The organism is Nocardioides sp. NPDC127514, assembly GCF_040302125.1.
GTDB lineage: Bacteria > Actinomycetota > Actinomycetes > Propionibacteriales > Nocardioidaceae > Nocardioides.
Genome location: NZ_JBEORF010000001.1, coordinates 121,222 through 134,881 on the forward strand (window position 1 = coordinate 121,222; position 13,660 = coordinate 134,881).

Sequence of the window (13,660 nt, forward strand, 5' to 3'; positions counted from 1 at the left end):
TAAGGCGTGAGCAAGGTCAGAGGAGGAAGTACGCCACCAGCGGAATCATGAGACAGGTCACCACTGCGGTGAGCCCCATCGCCAGTCCGGAGAAGGCGCCCTCCACCTGGCTCTCCTCCAGCATCCGGGCGGTGCCGATCCCGTGGGAGACCGCACCGACGGCGACGCCGCGTGCGCGCGGGTCGCGGATCCGAAGCAGGGTCAGCACCCGCGGTGCGACCATCGCGGCGACGATTCCGATCACGATGGCGAAGGCCGCCGACAGCTCCGGATAGCCGCCGAGGCGCTCCGTCAGCTCGATCGTCACCGGCGTCGTCACGGCCTTCGGAGCCATCGTCCGCTCCAGCACGTCGCCGCCACCGAGCCAGCGCACCAGCAGGATGCCGCTGACCATCGACACGACCGCGCCGGCGGTCAGCGCGACCAGGACGGGCACCACCATCCCCTTCAGCCGGGCGACCTGGTGGTAGAGCGGGATCGCCAGGGCGACCGTCGCCGGGCCGAGCAGAAAGCTGATCAGCGTGGTGGCGTCGGCGTAGTCGTCGTAGGTCGTGCCGCTGACCGTCAGCAGGGTGCCGACGATCACGATCGCCACCGCCACCGGCTGGGCCAGCGGCGACCGGGTCCGCGCCCGAAGCCACCGCCCGAACTCGTACGCCGCCACCGTCACGAACAGCCACAGGATGACGCTCAAACCGCCACCTCCGTAGCGCAAGCGCCACAGTACGGACGTGACGGTTTGAGGCTCATTGTCGCTCGCTGACGCTCGCTCACTCAATCTCCTCCCCCGGAGCACCTTCGGTGCCGGCCACCGACGGCACCCGGCGCAGGAACAGGGTGAGCACCCAGCCGACGACGGCCAGCCCGAGCAACCAGGAGCCGAGCAGCGCGACGACGATCGGCAGCGCCTCGTCGCGGATGACCGCGAGGTAGGCGATCACGCCGACTCCGGCCGGGATGAAGAAGAGCTGCAGGTGGGAGAGGAAGTAGTCGCCGACCTGGATGACCGGGTCGTCCTCACCGTCACGGCGCCGCAGGACGAGGACGACGAAGAGCAGCAGCATCCCGACGACGGGACCCGGCAGCGGGATCCCGGTCAGCTCGACGATCGCGGTTCCGGCCAGCTGGCACCCGAGCAGCCAGAGCAGGCCGACGATCACTGCGGGTCGGAGAGGGACTCGATCGCCATCGCGGCGCAGCCCACCAGGCCCGAGGAGTCGCCGTGGAGCTGGGCCATGAAGGTGAGCTCGCGGGTGGCGATGGGGTTGGAGCGGGCGTAGACACTCTCGCGCACCCCGGCGGTGTAGAGGTCGAAGGCGCCGGCCATGTCGCCGCCGATGACGACGACCTCCGGGTTGAGCAGGTTGACGGCCGTGGCCACGACCTCGCCGAGCTGTCGTCCGCCCTCGCGCAGCAGCCCGCGCGCGACGGCGTCACCGGCGAGCGCGGCGGCCACCAGGTCGCGTACGTGGCCTGCGGGGACCCCGGAGTCGGTCAGCCGCTGGGCGAGCGCCCAGCCGGACGCGACGGTCTCCAGGCAGCCGGTCGAGCCGCAGCGGCAGGGCCGGTCCCCGGCCGCGTCGATGCGGGTGTGGCCGATCTCGCCGGCCGCCCCGAGCGCGCCGGTGACGACCTTGCCGTCGACGATGATGCCCATGCCGAGACCGGTCGAGGCCTTGACGACCAAGGCGTTGCGTACGGGATGGTCGGAGTTGAAGAGCTCCGAGCGCGCCAGCGCGTGGGCGTCGTGGGCGAGGATCAGCGGCGCGTCGGTCAGCGCGGTGAAGTAGGGAGCCAGCTGGACGCCGTCCCAACCGCCCATCGCCGGGGTGTCGATGCTCATCCCGAGATCGGGGTTGACCACCCCGGGCAGGCTCATCCCTATCGCCAGCACCGGCAGGTCGATCGAGGTCACCATCTTGGTCATCCGCTCGACGACCTCGGGCATCAGCACCTCGGCGGAGATGCCGACCTCGTGGTCACGGGTGTCACCGGCCAGCTCGCGCCCGGCGAGGTCGAAGACCGCCGCCTGGCTACGGCTGCGGCCCACCGCCACGGCCAGCACGACCCCTGGGTCTGAGGATTCGTCACTCACGACTGCAGTCTAAGCACGGACCTAAGACCGCGAGCGGAGCCGGGCGTTGGGAAGCGGGGGTGCCGGGATCGGCCGCTGGTGGTTGCCCTCGACGACACCGAAACGGCCCTCGGTCAGGTCCTGGGAGTCCTCGACCAGCTCGCCGCCACCGCGGGTGATCTGGCCCTGCCACTCCTCGCGGTAGCCGACGACCTCCTCGTGGGTCCGCCCGACGAAGTTCCACCACATGATGATCGACTCGCCGAACGGCGTACCGCCGAGGAGGAGCAGCCGGGTCCACGCCTCACCGGCCTGCAGGATCAGCGTGGTGGCGCCCGGAGGGGCGTACGCGAGCGAGTCCTTCTCCACGTCGGCCGAAGCCGGGCCGGACGCGCCGAGGCCGGTCATCGACACCTCGCCGGTGTCCACGAGTACGCCGTGCTCGAACCGCTCGTCGACCGGGATCTCGAGCCGGGTGCCGGGCTCGAGCAGGATCTCGGCGCCGAGGATCTCGGAGTGGGTCCGCACCGGCGAGGTGACGCCGAGGAGCGACCCCATGAAGACCCGCACGGTCGCCCCGTCGCGCTCGATCGGCGTGGGCACGTGGTTCTGGAACGCCGGCTCGACGTCGCGGAACTCGTCCGGCAGCGCGACCCACAGCTGCGCCCCGTGCAGCACGGTGGTCTCGGGCGTGGAGTTCTCCGAGTGGGAGATCCCGCGCCCGGCGGTCATCAGGTTGACCTCGCCCGGGCGCACCATCGCGACCGTGCCGACCGAGTCGCGGTGCTCGATCTCCCCGGTGAACAGCCAGGAGACCGTCTCCAGCCCGGTGTGCGGGTGGGGCGGCACCTCCATCCCGCCGGAGACGACGACGTCGTCGGGACCGTAGTGGTCCAGGAAGCACCACGCGCCGATCAGCGAGCGCGAGCGGGCGGGCAGAGTGCGGCGTACGTTCATCGCTCGCGGACCACCCAGCGGGACGTCTCGCGGGGTGATGATCTGGATCTCGACGCCTTCGTCCCCGTTTCCACCGACGCACTCGACGGGGGTGGGGTGCGCGTCCAGGTTTGTCATGCCCCAACGCTACTCCGGCCGACGCGCCCCTGAACCAATACGCCGCCTCGCCATGCCGACGTCACATCGAGGTCGCCGAAGGGCTACCTCGATGCCACACGATGTGGCCGTGCTCATCGCTCAGCTCGCGAACTTCGTCGGCCCCACCTCCGGCGGCATGAAGACGGCTCTGGAGGCCCTCGCCCGTGGCTATCTCGAGGCGGGCCACGACCGGCTCCTGGTCGTCCCCGGCCCGTACGACTCGGTCACCTCGACCGACCTCGGCGAGGTGGTGCAGCTGAGAGCGCCACGCGTGGGCGGCGGCTACCGGCTGATCATCGAGCCGTGGCGGGTGACCGACGTGCTGACCCGTTTCAACCCGACGAGCCTCGAGGTCAGCGACAAGTTCACGATGCTGCCGGTCTCCCGCTGGGCCCGGCGCCAGGGCATCGGGACGGTGCTCTTCTCCCACGAGCGGCTCGACGAGTACATGCCCACCTACACCGGCATGGACACCACCTCGAAGGTCTCCACCGCGCTGCTCAACCGGATGCTGGTGCGCTCGTTCGACCAGGTGCTGGTGACCTCCGACTACGCCCGGCACGAGTTCGAGCCGCTGGCCGCGACCGTCGGCTGCCCGATCGCGCAGGTGCCGCTGGGCGTCGACCTCGACTTCTTCCACCCCTCGCTCGGGCACCGCGACGACACCCTGAGGCTCATCCACGTCGGCCGCCTCTCCCGGGAGAAGTCTCCCGACCTCGCCGTCGCCACCGCCGTCGAGCTGCATCGCCGCGGGTTCGACGTACGCATGGACGTCTACGGCGACGGGCCGCACCGTCCCGAGATCGAGGGCCTCGCCGCCGGGGCGCCGGTCGTCTTCCACGGGCACGTCTCCGACCGCCGGCGGATCGCCCGGGCGCTGGCCGAGGCCGACGTGGCCCTCTCCGTCTGCCCCCGCGAGACCTTCGGACTGGCCGTCCTGGAAGCCCTCGCCAGCGGTACGCCGGTGGTGACCGCCGACCGCGGCGGCGCCCGTGAGCTCATCGACCTCCGGTGCGGAGCCTGGGCGTCCGCCCATCCGGCAGCGCTGGCCGACGCGGTCATCGACGTCGCCGAGCGGCCGGTGGTGGCGACCCGGCGCGCGGCACGCGAGCGGGCCGAGCAGTTCCCCTGGTCGCGCACGATCGAGGACATGCTGGAACTTCACGAGAGCCTCGCGCAGGAGACCGCGCCGACCTATCTCCTCGCGCGCTCGCGGCAGCGGCAGGCGTCCCGTCGGGCTCGGCGCTACGCGTAGACCCTCGCCGAGCGAGGTCGCCAGAGTGCCGGGGGCGCGTTTTCTTTGTGGGGATAACGTTACTCAGCCGTGGTCGTTATCCGTCCGGGGCCGCTTCTTTGGCCACGTTCAGAACACGAAGACCTAGGTCTCGTCGCCATCCTGGTATTTCATGCCAATGACCATATGAGGGGCATATGAGCGAGTTGACCACCCAGGCTGCGGTGAAGCCGGTGACGCCGGAGCAGACCCACTTCGCCGACTCCTTCGGTCCGGTGTGTCGCGCGTACGGAGAAGATCCGCTGACCTCCTACGACTATCGAGACGTCACCTGTGGCGAGTGTCGGCATGCCGCGCCCTACATCAGCGCGCTGCCCGAGCACCTCAAGCCCAGGTCGACCAGGCGGCGCTCGTGGCCGCGGTCGATGCAGGACCGCTAGGACACCCGGATCTCGGTCCGCTCGTGCTGCACCGGCGTCCACCTGCCCGCCGACCGTGACCGGGCGAGCCCGACGATCCCGGTGACCAGCAGTGCGGCCGCGCTCACTGCGACCCACAGCGTGGGGGCCGAGGCGCCGAAGGCGACCACCGCGGCGACGTACGAGACGGTGGGGTTGGTGATCGTCATCGCCGCCATCGCCCAGGGCAGCGGGCCGGCGGCGAGGGCCGCCTGGGTGAGCACGATCCCGAGGCCACAGGTGCACAGCAGCCCGTAGAACGCCGGCAGCGTGAGCAGCCCGAGGAATCCGTCGGCGGCGGCCCGGTCGGCGGTGATCTTCAGCAGCACCGAGGTCGTCGCGAACGAGCAGCCGGCCGCGACCGCCGTGGTCGCCGCCGCGACCGGTGGCGGGAACCGGTGGGCCACCAGCAGGAGTACGCAGATCACGATCGCCACGCACCCGGCGAAGAGCGCGACGCGGCCGACGTCGGCATAGGTGCCGCCGCGATGGTCGTCGGTGACCAGCAGGATCACGCCGCCACAGATCGCGGCTCCGCTGACCCAGTCGGAGACCGTCGGCCAGTGGCGGGCCGCGATCGAGGCGAAGACGAGCGCGAAGAGCAGCTGTGTCGGCATCACCGACTGCACGACGGAGACCGACCCGAGGTGGAGCGCGACCGCCTGCACCCCGAAGCCGATCGCGTTGATCGCCGCGCCGGTGACCCACAGCGGGTTGCGCACCAGCGCCAGCATCAGCTGCTCGACGCCGGCCATCCCGCCGCTACGACCGGGCGCGAGGGCGCTGGCGCGCTGCTGGACGGCGGCGGAGAGCGAGAACAGGACGCATGCGCCGATGGCCAGGCTCACGGCCGCAGCATGATCCATGCTTCGACGCTAGACCTCGCGAGGAAAGCCCACCCGCCGCTCACGCGAGCATCGTGCGATCAGCGGATGAACCCTGAGGGTCAGCTCTTCACCTTCGCGCCCAAGATCTCGCCGTACTCGACCCCGAGGACCGAGGGGTCGCCGTCCTTCGGCACCAGCACCGCGACCGTGACCGCGGTCCGGATCGACAGGTTCTTGCCGGCCCGGCTGCGGAAGTCGTCATAGGGCGGGTTCCACTCCCACTCGGTGCCCTGGCCACCGACGATCGAGTTGGTCGTGAAGTCCAGCATCGCCAGCACGCCCTCGGACGTCTGAACCGCGCGGATGCTCGTCTCGTCGAAGGGCTCGGCGGTCGTCTTGACCATGTCGACGCCCATGTCCGAGGCGTACGCGGCGATCTCGTCGCCGGGTTCGGCGAGCTTCTTGAACCCGTCGAGCCCGTCGATCTTCTTCGGCTTCTCCAGGTAGGCGTCGATCTCGGCCGCGACCTCCTCGACCTGCTTCGTCGCCGCTGCCGGCACCGGGTCCGCGCCCTCCACCTCGGGCGGAACGGCCTTCTTCTTGACGCCGAGGCTGCTGCGTACCTTCCAGGGAGAGAGGGCGTCCTGCTGCTCATAGACGGCCAACCGGGTCAGCTTCGGCTTCTTCGCGCCCTTGACGCCGATCTCCACGACAGCCCACATCGGGTACTCGCTGAGCTGCACCGACCACACCCGCCCCGGCACCGCCGTCCACGTGGGCGGACGGTCCCTGACGTCGAAGCCCTCGTTCACCGCGGAGGTGAGCTGGTCCTTGGCCAGGACCGGGCCGCTGTCGGCCTCGGTCCATGCCTCGGCCTTCCACTTCCCGGGCTGGTTGGCCTTGATCGCCTTGTTGTTGCGCTTGTTCCAGTCCTTCATGAGCCCGGCTACGTCGTCCTTCCGCAGCGAGACCTTGCTGGGCTCGTCGAGCTCGACGGACGCGGGCATCGAGCACCCGGTGAGCGAGAACGCCACGACGCCGATCCCGGCCGCCGTGCCCAGGCGGCGGTAGAGCCCGCCGGCCGGCGGGCGCGGCATGGCCGGGCGAGTCGGCGCCGGCCCCGTCGGCCCCATCGGTCCCGCCGGTCCCGCCCGCCCCGTCAGGACCGGGCGGGCCGGCTGGGTCGGGTAGCTCGGCTGGGCGGGGTGGGGTGGCTGGGCGTACGAAGCCGGCGGGCGCGGCGGCTGCCACTGGTCCTGGCGTTCACGTCTCCTGGTCAGCAGCACGACCGCGCCGACCAGCAGCAGGGCACCGAGGCCCGCGACGCCCAGCGCGACCAGGAAGATCCCATCGAGCCGATAGCCGAAGGCGAGCTTGATCGGCGCACCGTCCCGGCTCGCGGCCAAGAACGAGACCGGCTCCCCGGTGAGCGTCACATTGAGCTCCTGGGTCCCCGAGCCCGAGACCGACTCGTCCCACCACGGCGCTCCGGAGGCATCCGGCACGCTCTCCCCCGAGCCGGCGGCACCGCTGACCCTGGTCAGCGGGGTCTTGGCGATCTCGACGGCCTTGGTGCCCTTGACGACGTCGAGCACGTCGACCGGGTTGCCGACACCGACGTACGCCTCCCCCATCGCCTCCACGCGAACCGTGACCGGAAGCCGGTCGAAGGCGAACGCCTCCGGCGTGGAGTACGCCGCGCCCTGAGCGATCGGGGTCTCCTTGCCCATCAGGACGTCATCGGGCCCAGCGGCGATGGCCAGACCCGCCCCGACGAGAAGGAGTGGAGCGCCGAGCAGTCCAAGGAGCATCGACAGGACGACCCTGCCGCCCTTCCTCGGCCGACCGGGATCAGCCATCACAGGTGCGTACGTTGCCGAGCTCATCGAGGCCTTCTAGGTGGGGGTCCCGAGAAAGTGGACGCGGCAATCTAGCGCGCTCGACGAATTCCAGGAACCCATTAACCCGACCGGGCATGGTATTACCCGGCGGTATGGAACGTTTACGTCCACTTGGTAATTACGAAGCCGTGTCGAACGGAACATCGCACGGTGAGCATCCCTAGCGTCATGAACCGCACGCGGACGTATCGAAGCGAGTGTTATCAGCTCGGCGGCCGCGCTGCGATCGATTCGAATTGACGATGAAAGGTATGAAATGAGCAAGAAGACAGGGCTGTTCCGCCGCGCCGCGGCCGTCGCCGCCTTCTCGGGTGTCGCCTTCGCACTGACCACCGGCACGGCCGTCGCCGCTCCGGCGCCGACCACCGCCAGCGTCTCCTCCTCCGACCTCTCGCCCTCCTCGCAGAAGGCGTGGGAGGACTTCATCCTCGGTGGCTCCTACGTCGCCGGCGGTGCTTCCCAGATGGTCAGCGGCGCCTGGGTCGGCGCCCCGGGCCTGATCCTCGCCGGCGCCACCGGCTCCCCGATCACCCCGGAGCAGCTCGCTGCCTGGGAGAACTGGGACGAGGGCGGCCACAAGATCGGTGAGGGTGCCGCCATGATGGTCGCCGGCGCCTACGTCGGTGCCCCCGGCATCATCCTCGACCAGATCGCGGGCGGGGCGACCCCGAGCGACCTGTCGCCGAGCGAGCTCGAGCAGGTCACGTTCCTCATCCCGCAGGACAGCCCGGCGCTCGACGGTGTTCCCACCGAGCAGATCCCGAACCCGATGGCTCCCCTCGGATCCTTCTGAGCGGCGACATGACAGCTGCTGACCGGTCGTAGCTCCCACCACGATCCGATCGGCGCCGTCCCCAGATGGCCTAGGCGTGCACTCGTGCATGGCCGGGCCATCTGCGCATTTACGCGCGATCAGACAACGGCGTTGCAGTTTGCTGCAAATTACGTCATTACATTTCATTCGGCACTTAGTTGACACGAAAACCGCCGTGTCGCTTGCACTGATGACCCCCGATGCTTCTAGCATCTTTTCCCGGATGCGAACGTATCGATGCGTCTGTTATCGGTCCGGGGGTCGCGTCCGTGCGTGATGTTTCAATTCGAATTGATCGATGAAAGGTACGAAATGAACATGAAGACAGGGCTGCTCCGCCGCGTCGCGGCCGTCGCCGCCTTCTCGGGTGTCGCAGTCGCACTGACCACGGGTACCGCCTCCGCAGCCGACGGCACCCACCACAACCGCACCGAGGCCGAGTGCATCAAGGAGAACTCCGCCGGTGCCTCCGACCTCTCGCCCTCGAGCCAGAAGGCCTGGGCCGGCTTCATCTGTGGCGCCGGTCAGGCGACCGGCGGCGCGGCCCGCATGGTCTCCGGCGCCTGGGTCGGCGCTCCGGGCCTCATCCTGATGGGTGCCACCGGCGGCGAGCTGAGCCCGGCGCAGAAGAAGGCCTGGGTGAACTGGGACGGTGGCTCGCACCAGGTCGGCAACGGTGCCGCCATGGTCGTCTCCGGCGCCTACGTCGGTGCGCCCGGCATCGTGATGGACAAGATCATGGGCGGCGCGCTGCCGTCCGAGCTGTCCGACAGCGAGATGGAGCAGGTCTCGTTCCTGCTCCCGATGGACAACCCGGCTCTCGACGGCCTCCCCGTCGACCAGGTCCCGAACCCGCTGGGTCCGCTCGGCACCTTCTGAGAAACATGACCATGGCCGGGTGATCACCCCCTACCGACTGCTCGGCTACGTCACACAGGTGGCCCTGGGCGTGCACACGTGCACAGCCGGGGCCACCTGCACGTTTTCCGTCGTGTTCAGGCACGTTCAGTCGTACGCCAGTGGCTCCTCGATCACGTCCATCACCGCTCTGGCGATCCAGTAGTGCCGGCCGCCGCGGCCCGACCGGCCGGCGGCCTCGATCCACCCGCGCCGCTCGGCGTCCTGGATCAGGTTGCGGGAGCCCTGATTGGTCAAGCCGGTCGCGTCCTGGACGCGCTTGACGGTCAGGTAGGGGTTGGCGAACAGCAGCGTGACCAGCCCGGACAGGTTGGCGCGTGAGGTGGCGGCCTCGTCGAGATAGCCCTCCCGGAGCGCGACCAGGCGCTCGGACCTGGTCGTGGCGTCCTCGGCCGAACGTCGCACCGCGGTGAGGAAGAACTGCAGCCACTCCTGCATCTCGCCACGTTCCCGGACGCTCTGCAGCCGCTGGTAGTAGGTCTGGCGGTGAGCCTCGATGTAGCCCGAGAGGTAGAGCAGCGGCGTGGTCATCCGCCCCTCCTCCATCAGCATCAGGTTGATCAGCAGCCGCCCGATGCGCCCGTTGCCGTCCAGGAACGGGTGGATCGTCTCGAACTGATAGTGCATCAGAGCGCACCGCACCAGCGTCGGGCTGAGGTCGGGGACGTTGACGTACGCCTCCCAGTCGGCGATCAGCTCGGGCAGGTCGGGCGGGAGGGGTGGGACGTACGCGGCGGTGGTGGGGTTGTCGGTCGGTGAGCCGACCCAGACCGGGCTCCGCCGGAACTCGCCGGGGTGGCGCTCGTGACCCCGCACGCCGGTGAGCAGGGTCTTGTGGAGCTCGAGGACGAGCCGCTGGCTGAGCGGCCAGCTCCTGATGAGCTCGAAGCCCTGGCGGGTCGCGGCGAGGTAGGCCTTGACCTCGGCGACGTCCTCGCTCCTGGTCGCCTGACCGCTGACCTCGTCCTGGAGGACCTCCTCGAGGGAGGTCTGGGTGCCCTCGATCCGGGAGGAGGCGACCGCCTCCTGGGTCAGGTAGGGCCCGATCAGCAGCTCGGGATCCTGGATCAGCGCGCTCACTCCCTGGAGGCGCCCCAGCGCGGCGTCGGCATCCGAGAGCGCCTTCACGGTGAGCGGCTGTAACGGCAGGTCACGCGGGATGTGGGCGGGCTTGTAGTACCAGTAGGCCCACTTGTTCCCCGGCTCGCGGGTCGCCCGGCCGAACTGCGGAGCGTCGTACCTCTCCGGATCCATGACCGGTCAACTTACCATTCCGAGGTCGCTTGAGTTGGAAGTTGACGGGAACTTCCAAGCGGCTCTTGGAAGCTGCCCGCCAACATCCAACCGTCCCCTACGATCCACGCGTGACAACGCGTCCTCGACGGGCACCGGCGATCCTGATCGCCTCGCTCGTCCTCCTGCTGGCGGTCGGATTCGTGCTCGCCACGCAGGTCTCCGGCTTCCTCGGGATCAGCGCCGAGCCGGTCGCGGCAGCGCCCGAGACGGCGAGCGTCGCGGCGGCACGGACGGCGACCGCACCCACCGTCGGCCGAGTGCGGCTGGCCGAGGACGAGGCGAGCCCCCGGGTCCGACTCGCGGCCGCGGCGTTCCAGAAGGCGGTCGACGACTCCGGAGCCCGAGCCGGCGGCACGCTGACCGTGACGACCGGGACCGGCCTCGGCAAAGGCGCCGGGGCCGAGGCGTATCGGGCGACGAGCGACGGCACCGACATCCACCTGGAGGCCGCCGACGCGGCAGGGGCCGCGGCCGGGCTCTACCAGCTGGCTGACCGCGTGCGCACGGCCCGTCCGCTCCTCACACCCAACGAGGACGGCGAGGTGCAGCAGCCGGACCTCCCGCTGCGTCTCGTCGACAAGGGCGCGGCCGGCGTTCCCGGGACGGCCGCCGACTGGCGTACGGGCGAGGAGTACTCGCACAACAGCGGCCAGTTCGCCGACGCGATCCTCTCGGAAGCGCCGTTCGTCGACACCGAGGCGCTCGCCGAGGACGCCGAGGAGTTCCGGACGTACGTCGATCATCAGCTCGCCCGGGGCTACAACGGCATCGTCATGCCCGGATTCCTCGAGTACGTCACCTTCGACCGCTTCGGGGACGGCCACGAGATCTATCCGACCGCCGAGGATCCGCACATCGCCCGAGCGCTCGCGATGCGCGAGCACTTCGGCTCGATGTGGCGGTACGCCCACGATGCCGGGATGAGGGTCTACCTCGGCACCGACATGCTCGCCCTGTCCACGCCGCTCCAGCGCTACCTCGACGAGCACGATCTCGACGCCGAGGACCCGGAGACCTGGAGGATCTACGCCGCCGGGCTCGAGGAGCTCCTCGCCGAGATGCCGTACGTCGACGGGTTGATGATCCGCATCGGCGAGGGCGGCCGGATCTACCAGCTGCCCGGCTGGGACTACTGGTCGGAGATCGCGGTCACGACGCCGACGGCGGTCAAAGCGATGCTCGACGCGTTCACGACCGTCGCCGAGCGTCAGGATCGAGAGATCATCTTCCGCACCTGGAGCGTCGGCGTCGGTGCGGTCGGCGACCTGCACACCAACCCCGTCTCGTACGAGAAGGTGCTCGGTGACGTGCACAGCGATGCGCTGATCGTCTCGACGAAGCACGTCGCCGGCGACTTCTACTCCTTCCTCCCGCTCAACCCGACCCTCGAGGTCGGCGGCCACCGGCGCCTCGTCGAGATGCAGAGCCGGCGCGAGTTCGAGGGGTTCGGGGCGCTCCCGAACGACCTCACCGCTGCCTACTCGGCGGCCCTGACCAACCTGGTCGACGCCAACCCGAACATCGAGGGAGTGTGGTCCTGGAGCCAGGACGGCGGCCCGATCCACGCCGGCCCGCGGACGCTCTACCTCCGGGAGGGCTTCTGGCAGCTGTGGGACCTGAACTCGTACGCAGCCTCGCGGCTCGCCTGGGACACCTCGGCCGATCCGGGCGAGATCACCGCGGACTGGGCGCGCGAGGCGTTCAGCTCGGACGCGACCACGGTGCGGGCGGTCGGAGAGGCGATGGCGCTCTCGCGCGAAGCGGTGCTCGACGGGCTCTACATCGCGCCGTTCGCCGAGAATCAGGTGCGCGCGCTCGGGCTCGAGATCCCGCCCCAGACCTGGCTGTTCGAGTGGGACATCGTCACCGGAGACACGGCCGTCCTCAGCAGCATCTACGCGATCAGCGAGGACCGCCTGGACGAGGCGGCCGAGGGCGGCCGGGACGCGATCGAGACGGCCGAGTCGATGCGGCGGATCATCGCCGGGACCGACCCCTCGACCTGGCGCGATCCGGCGCTGCGTACGGACCTCCTGGCTGCGATCGACTACGAGATCAACCTGTTCCGGGTCCTCAGCGACTACCGCGCGATGACGATGTATCACGCCGAATGGCTCGACACGGGATCATCCCAGGCACGCGATCGATGGCAGTCGGCGCGGGCGGCGTTCGAGAGGTCGCGTGCCTCGCACGTGTCGACCTACGGCGACGACCAGGCCCACCCCGCCTTCCAGTTCACCGCCGCCGACATCGGTGCGAGGCGGGCGGACCGGGATCCGGCGATGGCCTGGATCGCTCGTGGGCTGCTGGTGCTCTCCATGGCCGGGCTGATCCTGGTCAGGCCGTTGCGGACCGCGCTGACGCGACCGTGGCGGCTGGGCAGTCTCCTGCGGGAGAGACCGGTACGGCGGTGGGAGCAGGTGGTTGTGCTGGTCCTGCCGGTGCTGGTGCTAGTGCTCGGCCGGTTGACCCTGACGTGGTTCGCGGCACCCTCGCACGTGGTTCTGACCGTGGGCGCCTGGGTGTTGTTCGCGCTGACGCTACGGCTCCTGATCGGCCGCCGCGACCCCTTCGCGCTCTGGACGGTGATCGGCGCGGTCGTGCTGGTCCGGTCGGTGATCCTGATGGCGGCCCTCGCCAACCGCGGTCCAGGGCGCTACTGGTTCCTCTTCTGGACCGAGCCGGGCCCTCGGACGTTCTACATCACCGTCGCGTTCGCCGGTTTCGGGCTGTTGTTCGTCGCCACGGCACTGGCCCTGCGGAGCGCCTACGGATTCACCCGTCACGGAGCCGTGGGACGGGTCCTGATCGCAGCCGGGGTCCCGGTCGTCCTCGGCGGCGCGGGTGTCGCGATGATGGGCACCGAACGCGCCCTGACCGTCTGGAACGACCAGATGGCGCTCATCCCCTGGGGACTCTCGCGCATCCTGGGCATCACCGTGCACCTCGGTATCCCGACGAGCCTGCCGTGGTTCGCGGTGGCTTGCGGAGCCGCCGCCGCGCTGGTCGGGGTCACCTTGAGCGTACGGCTTCGCCGCTAGTC

General features: G+C 69.8%; 12 protein-coding genes. 5 read left to right on the forward strand and 7 right to left on the reverse strand.

What is annotated here, in order from left to right; all coding sequences use genetic code 11:
* Positions 1-16: 16 nt before the first annotated feature.
* The 4 genes from ABTX24_RS00595 to ABTX24_RS00610 form a co-directional block, all read right to left on the reverse strand.
* A complete protein-coding gene (locus tag ABTX24_RS00595) occupies positions 17-694 on the reverse strand; it encodes an LrgB family protein (RefSeq protein WP_160025610.1) in 678 nt (225 codons plus the stop codon).
* 76 nt (positions 695-770) lie between these two features.
* Positions 771-1,160 carry a CidA/LrgA family protein gene (locus ABTX24_RS00600; protein WP_160025611.1) on the reverse strand — a complete coding sequence of 130 codons (390 nt, stop codon included), beginning with the start codon at positions 1,158-1,160 and terminating at the stop codon, positions 771-773.
* Positions 1,157-2,095: an ROK family protein gene (locus tag ABTX24_RS00605; protein WP_160025612.1), complete on the reverse strand. Its 939-nt coding sequence runs from the start codon at positions 2,093-2,095 to the stop codon at positions 1,157-1,159. The genes ABTX24_RS00600 and ABTX24_RS00605 overlap by 4 nt, the downstream gene beginning before the upstream one ends.
* Before the next feature lie 21 nt (positions 2,096-2,116).
* Positions 2,117-3,148, reverse strand: a complete 1,032-nt coding sequence (locus ABTX24_RS00610; RefSeq protein WP_350836666.1) for a pirin family protein — start codon at positions 3,146-3,148, stop codon at positions 2,117-2,119.
* A gap of 91 nt (positions 3,149-3,239) precedes the next feature.
* On the opposite strand from ABTX24_RS00610, the gene ABTX24_RS00615 reads away from it, so the two are divergent.
* Both ABTX24_RS00615 and ABTX24_RS00620 read left to right on the forward strand, forming a co-directional pair.
* The gene (locus ABTX24_RS00615) at positions 3,240-4,424 is read left to right on the forward strand and encodes a glycosyltransferase (protein WP_350836667.1); all 1,185 of its coding nucleotides are present in this window, start codon (positions 3,240-3,242) and stop codon (positions 4,422-4,424) included.
* 176 nt (positions 4,425-4,600) lie between these two features.
* Positions 4,601-4,843 carry a hypothetical protein gene (locus ABTX24_RS00620; protein WP_160025614.1) on the forward strand — a complete coding sequence of 81 codons (243 nt, stop codon included), beginning with the start codon at positions 4,601-4,603 and terminating at the stop codon, positions 4,841-4,843.
* Here the strand turns inward: ABTX24_RS00620 and ABTX24_RS00625 are convergent.
* Positions 4,840-5,727 (reverse strand): DMT family transporter, encoded by an 888-nt coding sequence (locus tag ABTX24_RS00625; RefSeq protein ID WP_350836669.1) that lies wholly within the window; start codon positions 5,725-5,727, stop codon positions 4,840-4,842. The genes ABTX24_RS00620 and ABTX24_RS00625 overlap by 4 nt on opposite strands.
* An 80-nt stretch (positions 5,728-5,807) precedes the next feature.
* Positions 5,808-7,574, reverse strand: a complete 1,767-nt coding sequence (locus ABTX24_RS00630; protein WP_350836671.1) for a hypothetical protein — start codon at positions 7,572-7,574, stop codon at positions 5,808-5,810.
* Positions 7,575-7,845: 271 nt separating this feature from the next.
* Between ABTX24_RS00630 and ABTX24_RS00635 the strand changes: the two genes are divergently transcribed.
* Both ABTX24_RS00635 and ABTX24_RS00640 read left to right on the forward strand, forming a co-directional pair.
* Positions 7,846-8,382: a type III effector gene (locus ABTX24_RS00635; protein ID WP_350836672.1), complete on the forward strand. Its 537-nt coding sequence runs from the start codon at positions 7,846-7,848 to the stop codon at positions 8,380-8,382.
* A gap of 333 nt (positions 8,383-8,715) precedes the next feature.
* A complete protein-coding gene (locus ABTX24_RS00640; RefSeq protein ID WP_350836674.1) occupies positions 8,716-9,282 on the forward strand; it encodes a type III effector in 567 nt (188 codons plus the stop codon).
* Between the two features lie 126 nt (positions 9,283-9,408).
* Here ABTX24_RS00640 and ABTX24_RS00645 read toward each other — a convergent pair whose 3' ends face one another.
* Complete coding sequence (locus ABTX24_RS00645; RefSeq protein ID WP_160025618.1) at positions 9,409-10,575, reverse strand: Fic family protein; 1,167 nt, start codon at positions 10,573-10,575, stop codon at positions 9,409-9,411.
* Positions 10,576-10,685: 110 nt separating this feature from the next.
* On the opposite strand from ABTX24_RS00645, the gene ABTX24_RS00650 reads away from it, so the two are divergent.
* Entirely contained in the window at positions 10,686-13,658 is a 2,973-nt protein-coding gene (locus tag ABTX24_RS00650) for a hypothetical protein (protein WP_350836676.1), read from the forward strand.
* Positions 13,659-13,660 lie beyond the last annotated feature (2 nt).

Bases quoted from the DNA above. Each gene is read 5' to 3' on its own strand.
- ABTX24_RS00610 (WP_350836666.1), bottom strand. From the start codon at position 3,148: ATGACAAACCTGGACGCGCACCCCACCCCCGTCGAGTGCGTCGGTGGA.
- ABTX24_RS00615 (WP_350836667.1), top strand. From the start codon at position 3,240: ATGCCACACGATGTGGCCGTGCTCATCGCTCAGCTCGCGAACTTCGTC.
- ABTX24_RS00620 (WP_160025614.1), top strand. From the start codon at position 4,601: ATGAGCGAGTTGACCACCCAGGCTGCGGTGAAGCCGGTGACGCCGGAG.
- ABTX24_RS00625 (WP_350836669.1), bottom strand. From the start codon at position 5,727: ATGGATCATGCTGCGGCCGTGAGCCTGGCCATCGGCGCATGCGTCCTG.
- ABTX24_RS00630 (WP_350836671.1), bottom strand. From the start codon at position 7,574: ATGAGCTCGGCAACGTACGCACCTGTGATGGCTGATCCCGGTCGGCCG.
- ABTX24_RS00635 (WP_350836672.1), top strand. From the start codon at position 7,846: ATGAGCAAGAAGACAGGGCTGTTCCGCCGCGCCGCGGCCGTCGCCGCC.
- ABTX24_RS00640 (WP_350836674.1), top strand. From the start codon at position 8,716: ATGAACATGAAGACAGGGCTGCTCCGCCGCGTCGCGGCCGTCGCCGCC.
- ABTX24_RS00645 (WP_160025618.1), bottom strand. From the start codon at position 10,575: ATGGATCCGGAGAGGTACGACGCTCCGCAGTTCGGCCGGGCGACCCGC.